Annotated in this window: 19 protein-coding genes and 1 pseudogene; 16 read left to right on the top strand and 4 right to left on the bottom strand. The window is 44.9% G+C overall.

Annotated elements, in window-relative coordinates:
• Positions 1 to 114: 114 nt before the first annotated feature.
• The gene (locus tag ACLM7Z_RS12450; RefSeq protein ID WP_273349016.1) at positions 115 to 1,629 is read left to right on the top strand and encodes a hypothetical protein; all 1,515 of its coding nucleotides are present in this window, start codon (positions 115 to 117) and stop codon (positions 1,627 to 1,629) included.
• A gap of 229 nt (positions 1,630 to 1,858) precedes the next feature.
• On the top strand, positions 1,859 to 3,595 hold the full coding sequence (locus tag ACLM7Z_RS12445) for an AMP-binding protein (protein ID WP_435645245.1): 1,737 nt from the start codon (positions 1,859 to 1,861) through the stop codon (positions 3,593 to 3,595).
• Positions 3,596 to 4,046: 451 nt separating this feature from the next.
• Here ACLM7Z_RS12445 and nagB read toward each other — a convergent pair whose 3' ends face one another.
• Positions 4,047 to 4,778 (bottom strand): glucosamine-6-phosphate deaminase, encoded by a 732-nt coding sequence (gene nagB, locus ACLM7Z_RS12440; protein ID WP_087019968.1) that lies wholly within the window; start codon positions 4,776 to 4,778, stop codon positions 4,047 to 4,049.
• Between the two features lie 278 nt (positions 4,779 to 5,056).
• On the opposite strand from nagB, the gene ACLM7Z_RS12435 reads away from it, so the two are divergent.
• The 8 genes from ACLM7Z_RS12435 (at position 5,057) to ACLM7Z_RS12400 (ending at position 13,103) form a co-directional block, all read left to right on the top strand.
• Complete coding sequence (locus ACLM7Z_RS12435; protein WP_087020008.1) at positions 5,057 to 5,743, top strand: N-acetylmannosamine-6-phosphate 2-epimerase; 687 nt, start codon at positions 5,057 to 5,059, stop codon at positions 5,741 to 5,743.
• 43 nt (positions 5,744 to 5,786) lie between these two features.
• Positions 5,787 to 6,707, top strand: a complete 921-nt coding sequence (locus ACLM7Z_RS12430; RefSeq protein ID WP_273349013.1) for a dihydrodipicolinate synthase family protein — start codon at positions 5,787 to 5,789, stop codon at positions 6,705 to 6,707.
• Between the two features lie 45 nt (positions 6,708 to 6,752).
• A complete protein-coding gene (locus ACLM7Z_RS12425) occupies positions 6,753 to 8,273 on the top strand; it encodes a sodium:solute symporter (protein ID WP_087019973.1) in 1,521 nt (506 codons plus the stop codon).
• Positions 8,270 to 8,719, top strand: coding sequence for a YhcH/YjgK/YiaL family protein (locus ACLM7Z_RS12420; protein WP_087019976.1), 450 nt, complete (start codon positions 8,270 to 8,272; stop codon positions 8,717 to 8,719). Before ACLM7Z_RS12425 ends, ACLM7Z_RS12420 begins: the two co-directional genes overlap by 4 nt.
• Before the next feature lie 146 nt (positions 8,720 to 8,865).
• Positions 8,866 to 9,753, top strand: a complete 888-nt coding sequence (locus ACLM7Z_RS12415; protein ID WP_087019979.1) for an ROK family protein — start codon at positions 8,866 to 8,868, stop codon at positions 9,751 to 9,753.
• Positions 9,754 to 9,768: 15 nt separating this feature from the next.
• Positions 9,769 to 10,608, top strand: coding sequence for a MurR/RpiR family transcriptional regulator (locus tag ACLM7Z_RS12410; protein WP_087019983.1), 840 nt, complete (start codon positions 9,769 to 9,771; stop codon positions 10,606 to 10,608).
• Positions 10,609 to 10,627: 19 nt separating this feature from the next.
• On the top strand, positions 10,628 to 11,755 hold the full coding sequence (gene nagA / locus ACLM7Z_RS12405) for an N-acetylglucosamine-6-phosphate deacetylase (RefSeq protein ID WP_435645244.1): 1,128 nt from the start codon (positions 10,628 to 10,630) through the stop codon (positions 11,753 to 11,755).
• A gap of 151 nt (positions 11,756 to 11,906) precedes the next feature.
• Positions 11,907 to 13,103, top strand: a complete 1,197-nt coding sequence (locus ACLM7Z_RS12400; protein ID WP_273349012.1) for a cyclically-permuted mutarotase family protein — start codon at positions 11,907 to 11,909, stop codon at positions 13,101 to 13,103.
• Positions 13,104 to 13,233: 130 nt separating this feature from the next.
• On the opposite strand, the gene ACLM7Z_RS12395 is transcribed toward ACLM7Z_RS12400, so the two are convergent.
• Complete coding sequence (locus ACLM7Z_RS12395; protein WP_435645777.1) at positions 13,234 to 13,608, bottom strand: transposase; 375 nt, start codon at positions 13,606 to 13,608, stop codon at positions 13,234 to 13,236.
• Between the two features lie 50 nt (positions 13,609 to 13,658).
• Here ACLM7Z_RS12395 and ACLM7Z_RS12390 point away from each other — a divergent pair.
• The 3 genes and pseudogenes from ACLM7Z_RS12390 to ACLM7Z_RS12380 form a co-directional block, all read left to right on the top strand.
• Positions 13,659 to 14,788 (top strand): annotated as a pseudogene (locus ACLM7Z_RS12390) (IS3 family transposase); the annotation flags it as partial.
• Between the two features lie 55 nt (positions 14,789 to 14,843).
• A complete protein-coding gene (locus ACLM7Z_RS12385) occupies positions 14,844 to 15,767 on the top strand; it encodes a transposase (RefSeq protein ID WP_435644858.1) in 924 nt (307 codons plus the stop codon).
• On the top strand, positions 15,709 to 16,254 hold the full coding sequence (locus tag ACLM7Z_RS12380) for an IS3 family transposase (protein ID WP_435645759.1): 546 nt from the start codon (positions 15,709 to 15,711) through the stop codon (positions 16,252 to 16,254). The genes ACLM7Z_RS12385 and ACLM7Z_RS12380 overlap by 59 nt, the downstream gene beginning before the upstream one ends.
• Positions 16,255 to 16,575: 321 nt before the next feature.
• Here the strand turns inward: ACLM7Z_RS12380 and ACLM7Z_RS12375 are convergent, their stop codons facing one another.
• A complete protein-coding gene (locus ACLM7Z_RS12375; RefSeq protein ID WP_435645243.1) occupies positions 16,576 to 17,778 on the bottom strand; it encodes an IS256 family transposase in 1,203 nt (400 codons plus the stop codon).
• 90 nt (positions 17,779 to 17,868) lie between these two features.
• Complete coding sequence (locus tag ACLM7Z_RS12370; protein ID WP_435645242.1) at positions 17,869 to 18,153, bottom strand: helix-turn-helix domain-containing protein; 285 nt, start codon at positions 18,151 to 18,153, stop codon at positions 17,869 to 17,871.
• Positions 18,154 to 18,377: 224 nt separating this feature from the next.
• Here ACLM7Z_RS12370 and ACLM7Z_RS12365 point away from each other — a divergent pair, with 224 nt between their 5' ends.
• From ACLM7Z_RS12365 to ACLM7Z_RS12355, 3 genes are read left to right on the top strand one after another with little or no spacing between them, the layout of a single operon-like run.
• Entirely contained in the window at positions 18,378 to 19,925 is a 1,548-nt protein-coding gene (locus ACLM7Z_RS12365) for a hypothetical protein (protein ID WP_435645241.1), read from the top strand.
• Positions 19,925 to 22,702: a hypothetical protein gene (locus ACLM7Z_RS12360; RefSeq protein ID WP_435645240.1), complete on the top strand. Its 2,778-nt coding sequence runs from the start codon at positions 19,925 to 19,927 to the stop codon at positions 22,700 to 22,702. Before ACLM7Z_RS12365 ends, ACLM7Z_RS12360 begins: the two co-directional genes overlap by 1 nt.
• On the top strand, positions 22,699 to 23,706 hold the full coding sequence (locus tag ACLM7Z_RS12355) for a hypothetical protein (protein ID WP_435645239.1): 1,008 nt from the start codon (positions 22,699 to 22,701) through the stop codon (positions 23,704 to 23,706). Before ACLM7Z_RS12360 ends, ACLM7Z_RS12355 begins: the two co-directional genes overlap by 4 nt.
• Positions 23,707 to 23,709: the final 3 nt, after the last annotated feature.

Below are 23,709 nucleotides of genomic sequence, written 5' to 3'. Positions count from 1 at the left end.
AAAGATAGAAGAATATATCAGCAGACCGGTACAGAGCAATTGTGATGGAATGCATACTCGTAAAAAGAACGGATCGATATCTGCTGATTTATATCATACCAGGGGGTGGGGACCGTGCCAGAAAAAGAAAAAAATCGTTTTAGCCAGATATTAGAACAGCTGATGAATCTGGCCGAGATCAAGAATGCAGCGCTGGCCAAGGCACTGCAATATGATGTCAGCTATATCAGTAAGTGGATCAGTGGGCGGATGCTTCCGGCCGAAAAAACAAAGCGGAATGTGCTGCAGCGGATCAGCAGTGAGATTGTCCGGCTGAGTTCCGCAGTGGGGATTGAAACGCTGTATGAAACTTATCAGGTTGCAAATAAAAGAGATTTGGAACAAGTCATTTTCGACAATCTGGAGGCGGAATATGACTATGTACAGGACATGCAAAGGCTATATGGCTCCTCTGTCGCACCAAAAACCATTTTCTTTGTCGATCTGAACCCGGCACAGTATATTTCCAAAATGCATCATCCGGTTCTCCGACGGGTGAGCAGGCTGTATATTATGGCGCAGATGGATTTGCTTGCACTGGCACATGAATACAGAATCCAGATTATTCAGGGAAATATCCCGCGCGGGCCGTATCATTCCTATCCCGATGTTCATTTTTCACTGATGATTGATCTGTCGCCGGATAAAATAGATCCTATTTATGATCCGATTTTCCTGATTAACATGATGAAGGAAGAGGCGGGTCTTGACTTTCATTTATACAAAGGAAAGCAGGCTGCCGGGCGGATGCTTTTTACAGTAAAAGATGATTTCATGATAAGCGGCATACTGACGGCTCCCAACCGCTGCATGTCGGTAACTGTCAGCAGCGAAGCAGATAACTGCAATCCATTGTATGACAGCATTCGTAATCTGTGCACCAGAGAAATGCTGCTGTATCGTGATACAACCATGGCGGACATGGTCAACGGAAACGGTTACATCCGTTCCATACTTGCACTGCATCAACGCTGGATGATCGGCCAGATGACAGAGCATTTCCTGCCGGATGATCTGTTCGAGGAACTGCTGGAACAGACAGAAATCGAAGCAGAAGAGGGGCTTGACAAGGAAATGCTGCGGAATCTCCACCGGCTTACAAAAAAAGCCATGGAGGAAACCCGCATTAAAGTCATCTTCCATCGCATTGCCTTTTCCAATCTGGCGGTCGAAAGTGAGATTGATTTTTTTGACCACAAAATTTCCCTGACTTTACAACAGAGAATACGGTATCTGAAGTATTTACTGGAGCTGTGTACAGAGCAGGACACAATGCATTTCCGGCTGATCCATGAAAGCCCGGTGCCCGATTTTCAGTATGCCGTCACACAGAGTATTTTTCTGTCGGATACCTTTTGTTATATGAGATTGAATACGGAAAATGGCAAGAACAACCTTGCTGTTCTGAATCATCCGGAGATGAAAATGATCTTTGAACGGTTCTTTGAAATCATCTGGTCAGATCAAGATGATATGAGCCTTTCCGACCACGAGGAAATTGCGTCCTTTATTCGACAGATGATACATAGAACTGAAATAATTGCCAGTATAAATACAGAAAACACCCCGGATTTGCTGGAATACTGTTAATGAACTGGAAAAATATAGTGTAAAATAACACAAACCAGCGCTGCCTTGATGTTGTCATTTGGACAACAACAGGCAGCTTTTTCTTGTGAAAAAGCTGCGATTGGGAATTTGTCCATTTTATTCAATTTTATTCCTGCGTTTTTGTGATAAACTGTTTATGGCAGAAAAATAGAAATTTTCTGGCAACAAGAGAGCGGGAAGTCTCTCTGAAAAGAAAGGGGAACATTTGATGAACAGAACATTAACAGGAAAGCCGAGCGTAGACCGTCCGTGGATGCAGTATTATCCGACGGAGATGGTTGAGGGACTCAGAGTTCCGGAAAGCACCGTATGTGAATATTTAAAAGAACAGTGTCCAGGGGAATCTGTCGTAGCGATGCATTATTATGGGACAGATATCACATGGCATGAGGTATATGAACAGGTTGACAAAACAGCGCGTGCGCTCAGAGCAATCGGATTCGGCGAGGGGGATGAGATTCCGGTATTCCTGCGCGCTGTACCGGAATTTATGTACCTTCTGCTGGCAGCGGAGCAGATCGGTGCCTCGCTGCTTTGCCGCGACAATACCATTGAAGAAAATGTCGCAGCTGTCAAAAAATCGGGCGCTAAAATGATTTTTGCCCATGATTTTTTATCCCATAAAAACTTCAATGCGTACCGCACTGGTGCCGGAATCCGCGGAGCCGTTCTGTCGAGTCCTCTGCACAGTGCAAACCGAATGAAAATACCGGATTATTGTTGGAACTACCTGGATTCTCTGTATACAAGTCATCCCGCCTATGGTCCGTGTACAATATCCTGGGATGAATTCTTGAAGCTCGGAGAAGATTTTGAAGGTGTCGTTGCGGCACCGCGCGACATCAACCGTCCGCTGTTCCGCGCCTATACCAGCGGCTCGACCGGCCCCTCTAAGCAGGTGATCCATTCCGCCTACACCATGCTTGCAATCGTTCAGCAGATGAATTTTTATGGTGCATCCAGTCAGTTCCGTCCGACGTGGCTGATGACCCATCTGACACCGGCGCTCGTCGCAGTTGTCGTTTCCATGCTGCTGATGCCGCTCGCATCCAATAAGCTGCTGATTCTGTCACCGTTTGTCGATGTAAACGATGTTGACCTCGAACTCATGCGGTATCGTCCGAACTGCTGGCCGCATATTCCGATGTTTATTGAGCTGGTCATGCGCAATGGCCGTGTACCGGATGATTATGACCTTTCGCATCTGATTTCGGCAGGAGCCGGCTGTGAGGCATACAATAATATTCAGCTCAAGCGCGCACAGAAATTCCTGGATGACCACAACTGTCATGTTCGGTATACGACTGGTTATGGCTGTAGTGAAGCCGGTTCGAATATGACGCTGCCGATGACGGCACAGCCGATCGGAAACGGCAATGTTGGCGTACCGCTGCCGCTGACGGATATTTCGGTTTTCAAGCCGGGCACAGATAAGGAATTGACTTACAACACGGTGGGAGAAATCTGTCAGTGCGGCCCGGGCACGATGCTCGGATATGATGATCCGGTAGCAACTGCAAAGGTAATTAAGCTGCATTCGGACGGCAGACGTTGGCTGCATACCGGTGACATCGGGTATATGACAGAGGATGGAACCATTTATACATTGACCAGAGGCTGTGCAACCCGCTATGGAGGCGGCGAGCTCGCGACGCTGCCGATGGAAAATCGTCTGGCAGATGCGGAAATCGAAGGAATCGATGATGAATTCTTCGTCATCACGGAGGATCCGGAGCATCATCATTGCTTTGTTCCATACCTCTTTGTTGTATTAAACGATGGTTACACCGTCGATGATATCAAAGATGCGGTCGCTGCATGTCTGGAGGACTACATGCAGCCGGTAGATATCATTGTTTTACCGGAACGCCCGTTCTTCCATTACAAGACCAATCGCATTGGACTGAGAGAAGATATTCGCAACGGAACATTTGACAAAAACTAAAATGAATCGCACACAGGACAGGGTTTCCCTGCCCTGTGTTGCATTGCGGGATAACCATGTGCGTGATTTCATGCTGTGATACCAAAACCCGGCGCAGAGATTACGTAAATCAAAAGACAGCCCGCCGAAGGAAGAAACTTCCCTCGGCGGGCTGTTTTGCGTCGCCAGACCTGACGGTTGAGGCTATACGATCCGCTGCGCTGTTCTGCTCAATGGAATAAAATTCCGTCCACATCTGCAATGGAATCGGGGGCAGGTTTTCCCGATTCGTGTTGGATTGTTTATCGGAGAGATGTATGGAGAGAATTACACCATACAGGATAGGAGGAAAAACAGAACAAAATCAGAACCGAAAGCCGATTACAGATAGAAGGAATAGGAAAGGAAGAATGTGGTTCTGGCTTTCGGCATCCGCAAAAGTGGGGAAACAGAAATGAATTCTGTTTTGCGGTTATACATCCAGCAGAGACATGGCAGCTTCGTCTGCAACAAATGTTACATCGTTATGCAGCTGTAAAATGGAGGCAGGCAACGCCGGCGTGATGGGGCCATGCAGCGCCTGCTTCAGCGCATTGGCCTTGCTCTCGCCGCTGACAATCACAAGGATTTTTTTTGCCTGCATGATGCTCTTAATACCCATGGAGTACGCCTGACGCGGTACATCCTCAATGCGGGAGAAGAAGCGCTTGTTTGCTTCAATGGTGCTCTCCGTCAGGTCGACGCAATGTGTTTCCTGCTCAAACACGGCACCCGGCTCATTGAAACCGATGTGTCCGTTGCTGCCGAGTCCGAGCAGCTGCAAATCGATACCACCTGCCTGCGCGATAATCTGATTATATTCAGCGCAGGCTTTTTCTGTGTCCTGCGCCAGACCATCCGGGACGAAGGTGCGGGATTTGTTGATATTGACATGGTTGAACAGATGGGTATCCATAAAGTAGCGATAGCTCTGTTCGTTGTCCGGCCCAAGTCCCTTATATTCGTCCAGGTTGATGCTTGTGACTTTAGAAAAATCAAGATCTCCCTTGTTGTACCATTCGACCAGCTGCTCATATGTGCCGATCGGGGAAGAGCCGGTCGCCAGTCCGAGTACACAGTTTGGCTTCATGATGACCTGTGCGGAGATAATATTGGCAGCCTTACGGCTCATGTCCTGATAGTCCTTTGCCTTGTAAATAATCATAAGTTGGTCTCCTTTGATTGGCATGTAAAGTTGGTATTTACTTGCGGAATATTCCTGTCTTTTAGTATAATCATCCGCAAATTAAATGCAATATCCACGTAAAAGGCAGAAAGAAGTCTCAAAAAATTGTGCAAATCTCCTAAAAAGCGCGCGCGAAAATCGGTCGTTTCAAAGGAGAATTTAAGAAAAGTGTGAAAGTACTTTCTGAACAGTTTGAAAATATTGAAATTTCTTTTGCAAAAGATATACTGAAACCATCGATCAAGGAGGCGATGACAATGAATGAGAGAGTAGAAACACTGAGAGGGAAGCTGATCGTATCCTGTCAGGCTCTTCCGCATGAACCGTTGCATTCTTCTTATATTATGGGACGAATGGCACTGGCGGCCAGAGAGGGTGGCGCATGTGGCATTCGGGCAAATACAAAAGAAGACATTCTGGAGATTCAGTCACAGGTAGATCTTCCGATCATCGGTATTGTCAAGCGGGATTACGCGGACAGTCGTGTGTACATCACGCCGACAATGAAGGAAGTCGATGAGCTGATGGAAGTAAAACCGGAGATTATCGCTGTCGATGCAACCGGACGCCTGCGCCCGAACGGTGTGACACTGGATGACTTCTTCCATGCAGTCAGGGAAAAGTATCCGGATCAGCTCTGGATGGCAGACTGTTCGACGGTAGAAGAAGCGCTGCATGCGGATGCACTGGGCTTTGACTTTATCGGCACAACAATGGTTGGCTATACCGAACAGAGCAAAGGGGCAAAAATTGAAGCGGATGATTTTGCGATTCTGCGCCGGATTCTTGCAAACGCAAAGCATCCGGTTATCGCGGAAGGCAACATCAATACACCGGAAAAAGCAAGACGTGTCATTGAGCTGGGCGCATTCAGCGTCGTGGTCGGTTCGATTATCACCCGGCCGCAGCTTATCACAAAAACATTTACAGAGGCATTAAAGTAGAGTCATTCTATTTTTATGTAAAAACAGTAAAGGAGCAGTAGATATGAAAAATCTGGACAAGTACAAGGGTGTTATCCCCGCATTTTATGCATGCTATGACAGCGAAGGGAATGTCAGCCCGGCGGGTGTGCAGGCACTGACAAAGTATTTTGTCGACAAGGGCGTGAAGGGCGTGTATGTCAACGGCTCATCCGGCGAGTGCATTTACCAGAGTGTGGAGGACAGAAAGATCATTCTGGAGAATGTGATGCAGGCGGCAGAGGGCAAGCTCACGGTTATCGCGCATGTTGCGTGCAACAACACGAAGGACAGCATGGAGCTGGCAAAGCATGCGGAAAGCGTTGGTGTCGATGCAATCGCAGCCATCCCGCCGATCTATTTCCATCTGCCGACATATGCCATTGCGAAGTACTGGAATGACATCAGTGCGGCGGCACCCAATACCGATTTTGTGATTTACAACATCCCGCAGCTCGCAGGTGTTGCACTGACGATGGATCTGTTCGCAGAAATGCGCAAAAATCCGCGCGTGATCGGTGTTAAGAATTCGTCTATGCCTGTTCAGGACATTCAGATGTTCAAGCAGGAAGCTGGCGAAGATTACATTATTTTCAATGGCCCCGATGAGCAGTTCATCAGCGGACGTGTCATCGGTGCGGAAGGCGCCATCGGCGGAACCTATGGTGTCATGCCGGAGCTCATTCTTGAGATGGATCAGGCTGTCAGAGCCGGAGACATGGAACGGGCTCGTGAAATCCAGTATGCAGTAAATGCCATTATTTATAAGATGTGTGCGGGACACGGCAGTATGTATGCTGTAATCAAGGAAATCCTCAAAATCAACGAGGGACTGGAGCTCGGCGGAGTCAGGGAACCGCTTCCGGCTCTGATTGACAGTGATATGGCAATTGTCACGGAAGCTGCACAGATGATCCGCGATGCAAAAGCGGCATTTCTGGCATAAAACATCGAGATTACAGTTTTTTGAGAGAGAATCAGGAGGAAAGGCATGCAAGGATTTACTATCGTTGACCTCGTCATCTTGATTGTATATCTTGGCGCAGTACTGCTCGCCGGCCTTCATTTCGCAAAAAAGGATATGAAGGGAAAAGAATACTTCAAGGGTGACGGCACCGTACCGTGGTGGGTTACATCCGTATCGATATTCGCAACCCTGTTGAGCCCAATTTCATTTTTGTCGCTGGCAGGAAATTCCTATGCGGGAACATGGATCATGTGGTTTGCCCAGCTGGGCATGCTGCTCGCTATCCCGCTCACCATCAAGTTCTTCTTACCGATTTACAGTAAGCTGGATATTGATACCGCATATCATTATCTGGAGCTTCGCTTTGGCAGCAAAGGACTTCGTGTGCTCGGCGCAATCATGTTTATCATCTATCAGGTTGGACGCATGTCAATTATCATGTATCTGCCGTGCATGGTGCTCGGCAATCTGACTGGCATCAGCGTCAATCTGCTCATTGTCATCATGGGTGTGATTGCCATTATCTATTCGTATACCGGCGGTCTGAAATCGGTACTTTGGACAGACTTTATCCAGGGCTCTGTTCTGCTGATTGGCGTTACAGCTTCGCTGGTGTTCCTGATTGCGCATATCAACGGCGGTTTTGGCGCGATTACAGAAGCGCTCACCACAGGCGGCAAATTCCTTGCGGCAGATCAGCCGATTTTTGACATCAATCTGCTCAAGGACAGCGTATTCCTGATGATTATTGGTGCAGGCTTTAATACCATGGGTTCTTATGTATCCAGCCAGGATATTGTACAGCGTTTTACAACCACGACAGATACGAAGAAGCTGAACAAGATGATGCTGACCAACGGTGCACTGTCTATCTTTATCGCAACCGTATTCTATCTGATCGGCACCGGTCTCTATGTCTTCTATCAGCAGAATGCACTGCCGCCGGCAGCTGCACAGGATCAGATCTTTGCATCGTATATCGCATTTGAGCTTCCGGTCGGCGTAACCGGTCTGCTGTTGGCAGCGATTTACGCAGCATCGCAGTCTACTCTGTCCACTGGACTGAACTCTGTTGCGGCAAGCTGGACACTGGATATTCAGGCACGCCTGACGAAGAAGGAACTCAGCTTTGAAAAGCAGACCAAAATTGGTCAGTATGTCTCTCTGATTGTCGGTATTTTTGCTATCGTTGTATCCATTGTACTGGCAAATGGCGGAATCAAGTCGGCATATGAGTGGTTCAATGGATTTATGGGTCTGGTACTTGGCATCCTGATCGGTACCTTTATCCTCGGCGCATTTACGAAGGTTGCCAATACCTTTGGTGCAACGCTGGCCTTTATCGCATCGTCTGCCGTCATGGTTGGTATTAAGTACTTCGCTCCCGCAGGAGCAGTATCCATTTGGTCTTATTCCATCATTTCCATTGCGGTATCTCTCGTTGTCGGTATTCCGGCAAGCATGATCTGGAGAAAGATCAAGGGCGACTACTCTGAACCGGCACCGAATACGACGATTTATCAGACGAAGGAGCATGCAGCATGATTTTTGGAAATATAAAAAATCTGGACGAGTATCCGTTCCTGGATCAGCAAATCAAAGCGTGTTTTGCCTATGCACAGTCGCATGATCTGTCGGACTATGAAACGGGCAGTTATGAAATCGATGGACAGCAGTTGTTTGTCAATATCGTTGCTTACACCACAACAGCACCGGAGAATCGTTTCTGGGAAGCGCATCAGCAGTATCTGGATCTGCATCTGATGCTGCATGGAACAGAACAGATTGACCTCAATTTCATTCAGAATATGCAGATGAAGGACTACGTGGAGAAGGACGATTTTGTACCGATGGACGGTGAAAAAAACAGCTCCGTGGTTCTCTGCGACGGCGATTTTCTGATCTGCTATCCGAGTGACGGACATCGCACCGCAGTAGCGGCAGGTGAGCCGGGCTCCTTAAAGAAGGCAATCTTTAAGATTCGCATCTAAATTACATACGCACGGGGAGGGCGAACGAGAATAATCCATCTGGTTCGCTCTCCTATGTTATGAATCATAACATATTGCGTATGGAATTACGACAGCGATTATTGTACACTATAATATAATACACAAAATTGTGTAGAGGTGCAGAGATGAAAAAGTATATCAGTATTGACATCGGGGGAACAGCAATGAAATATGGTGTCGTTACCGAAAATGCAGTGATTGTAACGCGCAGTGAAATGCCGACAGAAGCCTGGAAGGGCGGCCCTGCTATTCTGGAAAAGGTGACAGATATTGTCCGTCAAGCCTGTCAGACAGATGACATCTGTGGCATTTGCATTTCGACTGCGGGAATGGTTGACACGCAAAAAGGGGAAATTTTTTATTCTGCGCCGCTCATTCCGCAATATACCGGAACAAAATTCAAAGAAACGCTGGAACGACAATTTGGCATTCCCTGTGAAGTGGAAAATGATGTGAACTGTGCGGGACTGGCAGAGTACACATCCGGAGCCGCTCAGGGAAGCAGGCTGATGCTTATGCTGACAATTGGCACAGGGATCGGCGGATGTATCGTTATGAATGGAGAAGTATTTCACGGCTCTGCAAACAGTGCCTGTGAAGTCGGTTACATGCATCTGCGTGGCAGCGATTTTCAGACACTCGGGTCAGCAAGTGCGCTGACAAAAAAGGTTGCAAGCCGGAAGCAGGAACCGGAGGAAAACTGGAGCGGATACCGCATTTTTGAGCAGGCAGAGCAGGGAGATCTCCTCTGCTGCAATGCCATAGATGAAATGGTTGACGTGCTCGGACAGGGCATTGCCAATATCTGCTATGTGATCGATCCGGAAACTGTTGTCCTTGGTGGCGGCATTATGGCGCAGGAGGCATATCTGAGAGATAAAATACAGGCTTCCGTCAATCAGTATTTGATTGACAGCATTGCATCTCGCATAAAAATAACTTTTGCAAAACATAAAAATAATGCGGGAATGCTCGGCGCTTTTTATCATTTTAGAAATCGCCGCGAGGAATAAAAGAAAGGATTTCCAATGGAATATTATGTAAAGTCCGTCGTTCCAATTATCGAAAAAAATTACGATAAGTTTACCACTGTCGAAAAAAGCATCGCTGATTTCTTTATTCACAATCAGGAAAAGGTTGATTTGTCTTCCAAGGCAATGGCTGACAGGCTGTATGTATCGGAAGCATCCCTGTCCCGTTTTGCGCAGAAATGCGGCTATCGTGGATATCGGGAGTTTGTATATCAATACGAAGTGACTTTTGTGGAAAAGCAGGAATCTATGACCGGGAATACGCGGATGATTCTGAATTCGTATCAGGAACTGCTGAATAAGGCATATAGTCTCATCAATGAGGAACAGATTGCCCGCATCGGACAATACCTGAGCAGCGCGCGCCGCGTATTGGTTTGTGGGCGCGGAAGCTCTGGTCATGCTGCCGCAGAAATGGAACTGCGCTTTATGCGGATTGGTGTGGACATCGATTCATTGCAGGACAGCGATCTGATACGCATGCAGGCAGTGTTCCAGGACAAGAATAGTCTGGTTTTCGGTATCAGCATCAGCGGAGAGACAGAAGAAGTACTGTATCTGTTACAGGAAGCACGCAAACGAGGGGCGCGAACCGTGCTGATTACTGCGAAGAATGCAGAGGGTTTCCATGAATTCTGTACAGAGGTTATGGTTATGCCATCGCTACAATATCTGAATCATGGCAATGTAATTTCTCCGCAGTTTCCGATTCTCCTGATGCTGGATGTCATTTATTCGTATTACGCAGAATTGGATAAGGGAAAAAAAGAGCTCCTGCATGATGATACGCTCCGTGCACTCACGGATGGAAAATCCAAGCATCATACCATATTGTAAATCGGAGAGGAGGCAGGCAATGATTATTCAAAACGCAAAGGTTTATACAGAGCAAAAGACCTTTGCATGCAGAGAAATCCGGATACAAAACGATGTGTTTGCATCCGAAACAGACGATCCTACGGCAATCGATGCAGGGGGTTGTTATGCGATTCCTGGTTTGATTGACATGCACTTTCACGGCTGTATGGGGTATGATATCTGTGACGGAACGCAGGAAGCGATCTCACAGATTGCCGGGTATGAGGCATCGATCGGCGTTACTGCTATTGCGCCGGCGACCATGACACTTCCAGCCGATGAGCTGGAGCATATTCTTTCCGTTGCCGCTGCATATCGCAGAGAACCGGCAGCGGAGGGCGCTGATCTGGTTGGCATGAACATGGAAGGCCCATTTATCAGCAGGGTAAAAAAGGGTGCACAAGATGCGCGCAATATCATTCCATGCAATATCGGATGCTGTCAGCGTTTCCTCGATGCTTCGGAAGGGCTGGTGAAGCTGATCGGTATTGCACCGGAGGAAAACCTTGATTTCCGTGCATTCATACAGCAGATGAAAGACAAGGTAACCATTTCGCTCGCACATACCAATGCAGATTATGACACTGCAATGGCGGCATTTTCTGCGGGAGCAAGTCATGTTGTACATTTATACAATGCCATGCCGCCCTTCACTCATCGGGAGCCGGGCGTGGTTGGTGCGGTATGTGATTGTGCACATGTAACGGCAGAGCTGATTTGTGATGGCGTGCACATTCATCCAGCTGTCGTGCGTGCGACCTTTGGTATGCTGGGAGCTGATCGTATTGTTTTGATTAGTGACAGCATGCGCGCTGCTGGTATGCCGGACGGGCGCTATACATTGGGCGGATTGGACGTCAACGTAACGGGCAACCGTGCGACATTGGTTTCAGATGGAGCACTGGCTGGTTCAGTCACCAATCTCATGGATTGTATGCGCATTGCAGTGAAACAAATGCATATCCCGCTGGAAACAGCAGTTGCCTGCGCGACAATGAATCCGGCGAAATGTCTGAGCGTATATGATAAGTACGGCTCGATTCAAATTGGCAAAAAGGCAAATGTTGTGCTGTTGGATGAAAAATTGAATCTTCAGGCCGTCATCAAGGACGGCAAAGTGCTGTAACTGTGTTTATGCAGTATGGTACAGATGAAATGGGAAATCCATTCCCCGGAATGAGACGCTATCTGGAAACAAAGAAGATCACAAATCTTTCGCAAGAGCTTCGACTTCTCAGATGCACCTTGGTAAGAACGATAACAGGAGGTTGAGACACATGAAAAAGAATCGTTTGACAGCGATGGTACTGGCTGGAATTTTGATGGTTTCGATGGCAGGATGTGCCGGAGAGAAAAATACAGCGGCAGATGATGCGGCCGCTGCGCAGGGAAGTCAGACAGAGACCAGGGACGGAACAGTATCCAAAATTTTATGGGAGTTTGCGGGTGATCTCGCACCTCAGGAGGGCATGAAGACAAATAAGGGAACGGCAGGCATGCTGTCGGGTATTTCCAACGGATATGTTGTCGTCGGTGGCGGCGCGAATTTCCCGGAAGATGGCCCGGCACTCGGCGGCGCAAAAAAGTCCTACCCGGATATTTATGTATTGAAGCAGGAAGATGGTCAGCTGGTTGAGGTGAATCATACAACGCTGGATCATGAGATTTCGTATGGTGTTTCGATCACGACGGACGATGGCATTTATTATGTTGGCGGAAGTACGGCAGAAGGAAAGGGCAACCAGGTGCTGCTTGTAAAGGCGGATGATGCCGGAGAGATTACCGTCGATACCGTCGGCGAACTGCCATTTACATTTTCCGATGGCTTTGCGGCTCTGAAGGATCAGGTGCTCTATGTGGGAGCCGGAAAAATGGACGGACAGGCAACAAATCGTGTCGTCTCTCTGGATTTAAAAACAAAGAAGACAACAGAACTGGCAGCAATGCCGAATGAAGCCACGAGAACACAGTGTGTTTCGCAGCTGTTAGGCGATTCCATCTATGTGTTCAGCGGCGGCGACCAGGTTGCGTATACGGACGGCTATCGCTATAGCATCGAAGAAAACAAGTGGGAACAGGTTTCCGACGTGCAGATTGGAAATGAAAAAATTTCCCTTTTGGGAGCAAACTCTGTAAAGCTCAATGAACATTCCATGCTGGTAGTAGGTGGCTTTAACAAAGAGGTATATGATAACGCAGTGGCTCAGATGGCGGAACTGAAAGATGAAGCATTGCAGCAGTTTAAGCTCAATTACTTTGGCGCAGATCCATCGGAGCTGCAATGGAACCGCAAGGTGCTGGTTTATGATGCAGATGCGGATACATGGACATCGATCGGAGAAGTCCCGTTTGATGCTCCGTGTGGAGAGGCACTGCTTCTCGACGGCGATCGTATTTATTCCATCAATGGAGAGATTAAGCCGGGAACGAGAACAAAGCACATGTATAGTGGCATCCTGCAGATGGAGGAATAAAGCAACATGCAGGCGTTTCGGCATCTGATTGACTGGTTGACAGCCTGATTTTCTGGAATAATACAAGCTGATACCCAAAAGCGCCTATCTACGGATAGGCGCTCAGTCTGTCGAAGAACCCGGCTGCGCATTAAGCGAGAGCCGGGTTTTGGCACATATAGGGAAAAAGCCGGAAAACTGGAATAGGGAAATGGATCTTCCACTTCCACATAGCCAGCTTTTTCAGATTCATGGCAGCAAATTTAAGCTTCACCCAGTTGGTAACTTGAGCCAAGCCTCGATATTGTGTATAGCGCATACCATGCTTTTCTTTGGCATCTGCAAATACACGTTCAATCTTTTGTTGTCGGAGTTTATATAAGTCACGATATTCAGTCATATGACGTGCGTCTTCTGCCAACTCTACATAATCAGCCCATACGTGTCTGGTGACAGTCTTTTCAAACTTTGCACTCGATGTACACAGTTCTCTGGTCGGACAATGTTCGTTGTTGTGATATAATATAGTTGTAACACCTCGACCTAATAGGATATAATCTTAGGAGGAAACGAGGTATGTCACAAATGAGTAAACACTATGAACCAGAATTCAAGAAGAAGATAGTTCGTCTTCATCTTGAGGAGGGAAGAACCCTCAAAGGGCTTGCTGCCGAATATGGTGTATCCAAGGCAAGTATATCTATCTGGATCAAGCAGTTCCGCAAAGAATGCCAAACAAATGAAGAAGCCAAAGCTGATTATGATTACATGAAGGAGAATCTGCAATTGAAAAAGCAGTTGGCAGAACTTCAGAAGGAAAATGACTTCCTAAAAAAAGCGGCGGCATTCTTTGCGAAGGAAATCGATTAGCGGCTTATCGATTTATTCAGCAGTATGGGCACAAATATGGTGTCCGTTGGTTGTTGAAAAGACTGAATATCTTACCAAATGCTTATTATAATTTTCTGAAAAACAGAAAATGTGATTATCATAAGCATAAGGACAAAATCAAGCGTGAAATTGTGAATATATACCACTCTCACAACGGCACAGATGGTTACAGAACCATGCATGCTTATCTCCTTCGCAGAGGATATAACATCAGTCGAATAACTGTCCATAAATACATGAATACAGAGCTTCAGTTATTCTCAATTGTAAGGAAACGCAAGCCGGACTATGAATACGGTGCACCTCATAAAGTGTTTGAGAATAAGCTCCATCAGGATTTTAAGGCAGAATCCATTAACCAGAAATGGTGCACTGATTTTACCTGTTTATTTTTAACGAATGGCAGCAAACGTTATAATTGCACGATTATTGATCTATATGACAGAAGCGTTATTGCCAGCATTACCGACAAACACATAACCGCAGAGCTTGCAAAAAGGACCCTGCAGAAAGCAATTGATTCCCAGCCGGGCTTAGATCCCAGCTGCCTGATTCTTCACTCGGATCAGGGAAGCCAGTATACCTCAAAGGAATTCACAGAATACTGCGAATCAGTTGGTATAACGCAAAGTATGAGCAAGGCTGGATATCCATACGATAATGCCCCTATGGAGCGATATTACAACACTCTCAAGAATGAATTGATAAATCATCATTACTATCATTCTGAGAAAGAATTATATACATCCATCGAAGAATTTGCGTATGTCCATTATAACCATGAACGACCGCATTCTTATAATAATTACAAAACGCTTTCGAGGGAGGGGCCTGCGGACAAAAAGTTGGACTCCAAAAGGAGGGAACTGAATGTATACAAAAGAGCAGGAAGAAATCGCACTAAGAGAATACGAGCGGCTGGGATCAATAGCTGCTGTAATCCGTCGGTTAGGATACCCGAGCGAGTCTACGCTTTACCGCTGGTATGAGCGCAAAAAAGCCGGGTTAGAGAACAGACATGGCCACACAGAAGAGTCTCCCACAGAGATGGATCATCACTGCAACACATCGGGGCATCCAAGGCATCCCTCAGCAGAATTCAAATATGAGGTAATTCACCGTTGCTTTGAATTAGGCGAAGATGTAGAATATGTATCAAGGGAAATCGGATACAGCCGTATGAGCATATACGTCTGGCGCAGGAAATATCTGAAGTATGGGATGGTGGGTCTGATGGCGAAGAGAAAAAGCATACCAAGGGAGCCGTTGCCTCAGGATCATGCATTGCCTGAATCTGAGGAACTGGAGAATCTTCGAACGCAACTCCAGGAACTGCAGTTTGAAGTAGATGTGCTGAAGGAGACCATCTCAGTTTTAAAAAAAGACCCCGGCATCGATCTAACGGTACTCAGAAACCGTGAAAAGGCAGTGATCATCGATGCCTTGAAGGGGAAATATGCACTGCCAGCGCTGCTGTCCCGTTTTAAGATGGCCAAAAGCAGTTACTATTACCAGCAAGCTGTTATGAACAAACCCGACAAATATCTATCCCAACGGGCACAAATCACCTCGATTTTTCACGAAAACAGGGGCATATATGGTTACCGTCGCATTTATCTGGCGCTGAAGCGCAAAGGGATTATGCTCTCCGAGAAGATCATCCGCCGGATCATGAAGAAGAAAAACTGGTGGTTTTGCGCTCGAAGAAACGAAAATATAGTTCGTATTTGGGGAAATCACACCCGAAGTAGAGAACATCATTTTACGCGATTTCCATGCAAATCAGCCGTATGAGAAGTTGCTGACGGATATCACAGAATTTGCCCTTTCGAACGGCAAGCTATATCTCTCCGCCATGATCGATTGTTTTGATGGAATGGTTGTGGGCTGGACGATCGGAACCCGCCCCAATGCCGATCTGGTCAACACCATGTTGGATCAAGTGATTGCCGATCTGCCAGAGGGCTGTCATCCGATTGTCCATTCTGACAGGGGCTGCCATTATCGATGGCCCGGATGGATTGAACGGATGAATGGGGCTGGTCTCATTCGCTCTATGTCTAAGAAGGGCTGCTCCCCCGATAACGCAGCCTGCGAAGGTTTCTTTGGAAGGCTCAAAAACGAAATGTTCTATGGCCGCTCTTGGACAGGAGTCTCGCTTGACGATTTTAGCCGGGAGATTGACCGCTATATCAATTGGTATAACCATAAACGCATCAAGTTATCTTTAGGCGGGCTGAGCCCGATTGAGTATAGACATCATCTTGGTTTTGCTGCATAATCAGTCCAAGATTTTGTCCGCACCCCCGAGAATCCCAAATTCTGTGTAAACACTGTATAGCAGTGCAGAAAAGAAGGTCATGTCAATATATTTTCGCACATTTTTGAGGACTCCAAATCAGCGTAAACGATACTGGATATTCTCAGATTTCCGGAGCCATTGTCTAGCCTGCCGACACCGCCGGCAGGCGGCATGGCCTTTACGGACGGCGAAGGCGCAGTAAACTGAACCCGGCGGCGGACTCCATTTACTGGATATTCCCGAGTTCCCGTCGCCGTGTCTGACGAACTGCGCCGTGAGCCGGCTGTCAAGGCTGGCGGCTTAACTTGCAGAACTCTCAGCCTGTTCCGCTCGCTGCTCACGTTCCAGTTCATATAGACGATCCATATTCACATAGGTTTTCACGCCCCAATCCGAAGCTGAGATATATCTCAGTCTTGCGCAGACCAGCATCAGAGCACTGTTCCCATCCGGAAAACAGCCAACGGCATCCGTTCTGCGCCGTATTTCCCGGTTGATCCGCTCGATTAGGTTATTGCTGCGGATCTTCAGCCAGTGAGTCCGAGGGAAGTATGTGTAAGTAAGTGTTTCCTGCATTCCGCTATCCAGCGTATTGGCAGCAGCTTTCAGTTTTGCCTCTCTCAGAAATTTGCTGACCTCATCAGACTTTCGCAGGCACGCCTCACGGTCCTCCTGCGCAAAGATCGCCTTCAGTTTGGCAGCGACCTCAGCACTGCGCTTTCTTGGCACATCGCTCAGTACATTTCGCATGAAGTGAACCATGCACCGTTGATATTTTGCGTCAGGATATACTTCCTTGATCGCCTCGACAAGACCAATACATTTATCTCCAACCATCAGACGCACGCCCTTCAGATTTCGCTCTTTCAACGATCTCAGGAATCTAAGCCAACTTTCCTTATCTTCCTTTGCACCCTCTGCAGCGCCAATGATCTCACGGTTCCCGGCAGCATTCACTCCAATAGCGACCAGAATTGCGATGTTTTCAATTGTTCCTCCCCAGTTTTTCTTAAGGTAAATACCATCCAGATAAACATAGGGATATTCCACCTCAAGCTTTCGGTTGCGCCATTCTTCAATCTGAACATAGACCTTCTGGTTCAGATTACTAATCGTTCCGGGAGATACCTTCGCACCCCATAGAGCTTCGGTAATATCCTCAACGCGGCGTACGGATACGCCTGCCAGATACATCTCTATGAGGGCCTCTTCAACAGATTCCTCCCGGCGCTTATAGCGTTCTATGATTGCTGTTTCAAACGGCAGTTTTCGCAACTTCGGAACCTTCAGAGTGACTTCTCCAGCCTTCGTGAGCAGTTTTCTGCTGTAGTGCCCTGCACGGGTATCCTGTCTTGTATCTGTGCGTTCGTACTTGTGTGCCTGGGTAATCTGATCTGCCTCAGCATCCAGCATAGCATTGAGTGTTTCCTCAACCGTATTTTTTACCATATCGCTCAATTGGGATTTGATTTCTGCCTGATTTAACTGTATAATGTCTGCCATAGGGAACTCCTTCCTTCGTGTGTGTGTTTGTGGTAGAACTATCTTACACGATTTGGGGTTCCCTTTCAATTGTGCGAAAAATATTATACGTTATCCGGCATGATCTTCTTGGTAATGCTCTTTCAGCCAGTCGCAAACCTGGGCTGCTGTCAGAGAAGGATACTCCCGCAGCCAGGAAACGATCTGCTCCTGGTGAGCATCCAGGTTTCGGATGCGAACGATTTTCCGGGCATTATACTCGTATTCGTCCACATCCATATTCCAATACCGTTTTACGGTTTTGCGGTTGATACCCAAAGCCTTTGCAGTGGCACGCTGGGAAAAGCCTGCCTCGCGCATTTGATGAACCTTGCTATACACATTATATCCCTTCATTTCGTCACGGCCTTTCCTCTGGAATATAGCCATTGTACCAGAGTGAAAGCCTGAATTTAAGCGGTATACTTTGTGGCGAAAGTGGTCCCTTTTGTGGCGAGGGCGGCCCAGTTTTTATGGCGAAGGGTGGTATACTTCTCATGGCCGAAATTGGTATACTTTATCTTACCATCTACATTTAGAAATAATAAGGAACTTTTCGTATGAATTGGAGGTGATAATTGATGCCATTAACACATGTATGTATGTGGTCAAAGCATGGATGGACACCTGTAACATTAGAAGAAGCCAAGAACATTCATCCAGGAGGAACAACATCTGCGAAAAGCGGATTATTTATGTGCAGCCTTTGTGGGCAGTATGTTACATTTACTAAACAAGGTGCCTGTGACAGACATTTTAGACACAGCAAGGAAGAACTGAGCAAGGATTGTCCTGATCGATCCTTTTCATCTACATCCATTACATCTTTCATAGCAGGACAGCATGAAATGCCGATTCGATTAGTTCTTCACTCGCCAGATAACTTTGAATTAGAAGTTGGATTATTGCCGATACCAGATAGCAGCCAATTTAATCGAAAAAATCAGCTACAGATTACTCCTTGCCAGACAGATGTTCTGCCGTTTGCTTATTCTTTTTCCAGATTGAGTAGGGACACGGTTACATATTTTTCTGTAGGAAATGTGCCTGCGCCTACGTATCGGATCACAACATCAACCCCTATAAGTGTTTGGCCGAATGTCATCACAGGAATCAATGAAAATGGAACACTGTTTGACGGAGTCACTCGAAAGAAGCTTCCAGTGGATGCAGATACGGAAGTTAATCATACTTATTTAATTTTGACAAAAAGAGTAATTCATTCTATATATAGTGGAATTGTAATAGAAAACATTTGCAGAAAGAGAGTAGGCTGGAATAATTGGAACATTTACAGAGTCAAAGCCACTAGATTTGACGAAAGTGCTGCACGATTTTTTTTGGATTTTCATTGTCGGTTATCGGAGAATCCGGTATTACTCTTTCCGATATGGCCAGCTACTATGCAAACACCGTATTTTATTTATTTTTGTCGTAATGATATTGTGCTGTATTTACAGGGACAGGCAAAAGCACAGGTATTTCCCAACGCATATTTAAAAACATATAATTGTTTGGACGGTCAGGTTTTGAAACTCGACTGCAATGGGAGACAGCAACTTCTGTCAGCTGGACGTACTAAAGTATTGCGATATACATATCTTTGGAAAGATAAATTGGATAATTATTCTGAACCACCTTCCGTGTCGGTTGTAGATTTCTCTGGGAACAAATTAACCGGTGGGGTTTCAACAATATTGCCACAAAAATCGTATATGGCAATAGAATCTACGTTTGATGGTTTTGTAACAGTTGAAAAAGAACATAAGTTACTAGATCGCAGAGAGTTAAAAGCTGGAGAAAAAACAGAAATTTCCGGAATTCAATTTGAGTATCAGATTAGAGTATTTCAAGGATTAGATTGTGTTTGGACAGCTTTTTTCCAACGAAAAAAGAAAGAAAAAAAGGCAAATAATGAAGATTTAATTCTTACACAGTTAAAAAATAGTAAAGGAAAGATTATTCCTATATCACATACACTTGGAGCCAATGCAGCTATCCTAAATGATTATCCATTTATAAAGCAATGGCTATATCAGAAAATACGAGAACAATCTATGTCAGACAGATCATACCGAATATTTAAAAATTTTATCAGAGAGCTTAAATCGAGTGGAATCAGGGGATAATGATGGATTATATCTCAAAACTTAATGAAAAGGAAATACAAATCGTTTGCGAAATAATAGGCCCAAAAGGTATCAAGTGGTTTTTTCAGGGGAATTCTAAATTGTTTAATAGAATTAAACCTGGATTTCGAGCAGTGAAACTATCTGATGAACAAGCTATCCAGCTCATTATAAAAAATATATCCGAACCTATTATTTCTAGTTATATTAATCAGTTTATTTTCGCAACTATTCAAGTAATACAAAAGAAGAAAGCAGAATTAATAAAAGAAGGAAAAGATGTTGCGACGGCATTGACTTCAGCTATTTCAGACAGCTGTTTTTCTAATAATATAGATTTATATTTTAAACTGGTATACTGCAACGAACATAATTATTCTATTCCGGAAGAACTGATCGCTCTGATACAAAAAGGAATGCAAAGTGTTTCTAATGAAGATGAGGAATCTGAGCTCGAAGTTCAAGCAGCGAAAGAAGAAATTGTAAAGCTGACCAATCAGCTTCAGGATTGCCAGATGGAACATGAAGCAGAAAGAGAAAGCTATACGCAAAAGCAAACTGAGCTGACCAATAAAATTGCATCATTGTCGGCTGCATTGGATGAGACAAATGCAGAGTTAAAAAGAACATCGGATAAATTGGCGGCAGCAAATATCACTATAAAAGAACAGAACACACAATTAAAAAAGCAGACAGAACCCAAGCGAGATTCTGCTGATTATATAGAAGAAAATTATGAATATACCTCTCTTTGTATGGTTTCAGAGCCTGATTACACCAATAATAACCAGATTTGGCTTATTCGATTAGCGGATATATCCAAGGGAAAGATGGAATCATTTTTTGTAAATGAAGCTTTGCCGCGTTCTTTTGGAAATCGTGACCGCTTGTTTTGGAATGATGGACCGTCTAAAATAGGATATATTGGCGTCTGGAACTGGAATGCAATTCCTAATCTTAGTGATCCAACCCGAGATTATGTTACAACGGCTTATGATGCCTCGATTGAACCAGCTGAGATTATTGAATTGAAAATGTGCTCAACTGTCGAGGAGATTTTAGAGGCTTTGCAACATGGTGTTGATGTAATTCCAAGTTGCAAACAAGTATTATTCACTGCTTCCCTGCCGAAGGGAAGGAACACTGGTCTGCTATGTTCAGATAAACAATTAAATATTGATAATAATAGAACGTATCTTCGAAATAACGTTTTTGTATTAAAACAATATAACTTTTTATCTCAAGATATATTCCGTGTAAATGGAAAGGCCTTTTACAGGAAGTTAGATATTGGAGAACCAAAGTGCACGATGCAAGTAAAAGATCCTTTAGAGGCTGTTAAAGACATTATTCTGCACAGAGCCACTTGGAATGAATTCAAGCAACGTGGAACCGCAAAAAGTACTTGGAGAACTTTCCGGGAATTCTTGACAGAGATGTGCTCAACACCTGTATATCAGGAGATAGCAGAAAAATGTGGCTGCGATGAAGATACAGCAAAAGAATATATCGATTTGTTTATCCAGCGGGCAGCAGCGTATCTTGATTCGACAGATGTTGAAGACAATGTTCTTGCAGCTGCTATTGAAAACCATGTCTGGCTCTTAGAACGCTGCAACAAGATCGTAGAAGAAACGTGGAAAACTGAGAATTTTGAAAGAATAGAAAAAGTGGAAAAAGAATTACATTTGGCACAAAAAGCTGTGGAACGGAAAAAGGCTGAGTTAGCACAGTGCAAAAGCGAACTGTCAGATGTTCAAAAGAAGTTAACTACTATAAATGCGGCTATTTCCGAAAGAGAAAAATTTGCTCAGAGTGTGGAGGATAAGGTCGCAACAAAAATTTCAGAAGCACGGAAAAATGCCGCTGATTTTATTAGCGAAATGGCATTCCAATTTCCAACGATGGTTGCAGAACCTTCTTCGGTAAAAGCTATTTCTCATGGCGGACCAAGTTCATATCATGAAGGTATGAACTTGGATTTTGATACGTTAGAAGAATGCAGCACATGGCAGGATATGATCAATATTATTGCAGAGGAATTGACAGCAGCCGGAGTTTCTGCGAAATATAATCACGGACTGGCAGCATATATGTATTCTGCATATGTAAATGAAACTCCGTTATTGTTTGCTGGACCGTGTGGACAAGAAATTGCCGACGCATTTTCAGCATCATTATTTGGCAAAACAGCTGCATATATCAATTGCATAGACGGATACAACACGGAATATATGTCAGCAATATTGGCGAATGACGAACCTATCATTGTGTTGAACAGTCCCTTTGGAAGCGATTGGATCGCTCGAATTCCCAATATATTGATGACCAAGGGAAAGTATTTTATTTTAACGCATCCTTTTACAGAAGACTTGCTGATTGAACCACGCAGCCTATTCAATTATTGTCTGCCTGTAATGACTGAGCCGTTTATTGATACGATGCCCGAACAAAAGTATATCGGTGGACGAATGAGTGACAGTTTTGTATACTATCAGAAAAAGAAGGCGAAGCCATTTCATAACCGGTTGCTACAATCTATGTGCATGGGCACTCTGACTAAAGCGAGACTTCAGCAGTTATTGACAGATATGCATATTATCGCTTCAACAGAAACAGCGGATAATGATTGCTTATTTGGACTATTTCCGTATGCATTTATTTCTGGTAATATTGAAATCTTCAGAGAAAAGCTGCAGGCTGAAGATCAAAAGGACATGCCTGTATCAAAGGAGCTGCGTATGATGCTGTTATCTTTCGTAGGAGAAGATGTATGACACAATATAATGGTTTGTTAAGTTCTATAGCACAATCCTTAAGTATTGCAAGAGGAACTGCTGAGGATGATATCTCATGGAAATGCCGGATTGTTTATAGTGTATTGGGAAATCTGGCTCTTGCATCACTGTGGGATATTCAGGATGAACATGAACCGATTTCTGTTACACATTTCAAACACCGAATAGAGCAGCTTACAAAAGCATATTTTTCGATGTATCCAGAGGTGAAAGCACATTTTTTGCCGGAAATAGAAAAATTGTACGATGAAATTTATGAGAGTTATCTTAACACTGGATATATCTATCATTCACCCAAGAAGATTGCTCCTGCGGCACTCACACAGGCAAAGCAGGGAAATATAATTTTTCAACGTGGAGTTCCATTAAATCAACGAGTATTTATGAGTGGCCTTGGATTGTATCAAGTATCAAAAGAACAAATAAAAAGTAACCATTCTGTTCAATCCATGTTTCTTTTATCTGAAAATAGTTTGATTGATAACTGGAATGATATTGTTTCAAATGCTCAGTGGACATCGTTTCGTGCATCAAATGATGTTGAGTATTTGAGGACAGAACCTCCATTCTATTGGTCATATTGGGTTCGTGATCCTGATCTAAACGGAACGGTTTCTATGCTTCGCATTGGATCATATGAATCTCAACTATATTATTTGTACAAAGTTGATGAAGAAGGAATCTCTGTCAGCCAGTTGCCTAATTGGATGGTTAAAAACTATCGGTATCGCACACTTGCCAGTGGATGTTTATGTGCATCAGCGACTCTTCCTGCGATCCAATATAGCATAGATGGAAAAATTGTATATATAAAACTTGGATATTTGCTGCCGCCAGCTGAGTTAAATTTTTTGAAGCTATATAGCTGGCCAGCAAGCTTCTACAATCTTCCGTCTGATTTTTCTCGAATCATGGATACAAAGGTATTTTTAGAAATAAAAGAAAATTTAGAACGGATAGGATATCAATTTATAGAGGAATAATAT

It is taken from the genome of Butyricicoccus porcorum, assembly GCF_051246315.1.
Classification (GTDB): Bacteria; Bacillota; Clostridia; order Oscillospirales; family Butyricicoccaceae; genus Butyricicoccus_A; species Butyricicoccus_A porcorum.
The sequence above is the reverse complement of the archived record's forward strand: the minus strand, read 5'-3'. Positions and strand labels throughout refer to the sequence as shown.

What these genes read in the sequence shown, in the direction of transcription:
- ACLM7Z_RS12445 (WP_435645245.1), top strand. Translation starts at nt 1,859, where the DNA reads ATGAACAGAACATTAACAGGAAAGCCGAGCGTAGACCGTCCGTGGATG.
- nagB (WP_087019968.1), bottom strand. Translation starts at nt 4,778, where the DNA reads ATGATTATTTACAAGGCAAAGGACTATCAGGACATGAGCCGTAAGGCT.
- ACLM7Z_RS12435 (WP_087020008.1), top strand. Translation starts at nt 5,057, where the DNA reads ATGAATGAGAGAGTAGAAACACTGAGAGGGAAGCTGATCGTATCCTGT.
- ACLM7Z_RS12430 (WP_273349013.1), top strand. Translation starts at nt 5,787, where the DNA reads ATGAAAAATCTGGACAAGTACAAGGGTGTTATCCCCGCATTTTATGCA.
- ACLM7Z_RS12425 (WP_087019973.1), top strand. Translation starts at nt 6,753, where the DNA reads ATGCAAGGATTTACTATCGTTGACCTCGTCATCTTGATTGTATATCTT.
- ACLM7Z_RS12420 (WP_087019976.1), top strand. Translation starts at nt 8,270, where the DNA reads ATGATTTTTGGAAATATAAAAAATCTGGACGAGTATCCGTTCCTGGAT.
- ACLM7Z_RS12415 (WP_087019979.1), top strand. Translation starts at nt 8,866, where the DNA reads ATGAAAAAGTATATCAGTATTGACATCGGGGGAACAGCAATGAAATAT.
- ACLM7Z_RS12410 (WP_087019983.1), top strand. Translation starts at nt 9,769, where the DNA reads ATGGAATATTATGTAAAGTCCGTCGTTCCAATTATCGAAAAAAATTAC.
- nagA (WP_435645244.1), top strand. Translation starts at nt 10,628, where the DNA reads ATGATTATTCAAAACGCAAAGGTTTATACAGAGCAAAAGACCTTTGCA.
- ACLM7Z_RS12400 (WP_273349012.1), top strand. Translation starts at nt 11,907, where the DNA reads ATGAAAAAGAATCGTTTGACAGCGATGGTACTGGCTGGAATTTTGATG.
- ACLM7Z_RS12385 (WP_435644858.1), top strand. Translation starts at nt 14,844, where the DNA reads ATGTATACAAAAGAGCAGGAAGAAATCGCACTAAGAGAATACGAGCGG.
- ACLM7Z_RS12375 (WP_435645243.1), bottom strand. Translation starts at nt 17,778, where the DNA reads ATGGCAGACATTATACAGTTAAATCAGGCAGAAATCAAATCCCAATTG.
- ACLM7Z_RS12370 (WP_435645242.1), bottom strand. Translation starts at nt 18,153, where the DNA reads ATGAAGGGATATAATGTGTATAGCAAGGTTCATCAAATGCGCGAGGCA.
- ACLM7Z_RS12365 (WP_435645241.1), top strand. Translation starts at nt 18,378, where the DNA reads ATGCCATTAACACATGTATGTATGTGGTCAAAGCATGGATGGACACCT.
- ACLM7Z_RS12360 (WP_435645240.1), top strand. Translation starts at nt 19,925, where the DNA reads ATGATGGATTATATCTCAAAACTTAATGAAAAGGAAATACAAATCGTT.
- ACLM7Z_RS12355 (WP_435645239.1), top strand. Translation starts at nt 22,699, where the DNA reads ATGACACAATATAATGGTTTGTTAAGTTCTATAGCACAATCCTTAAGT.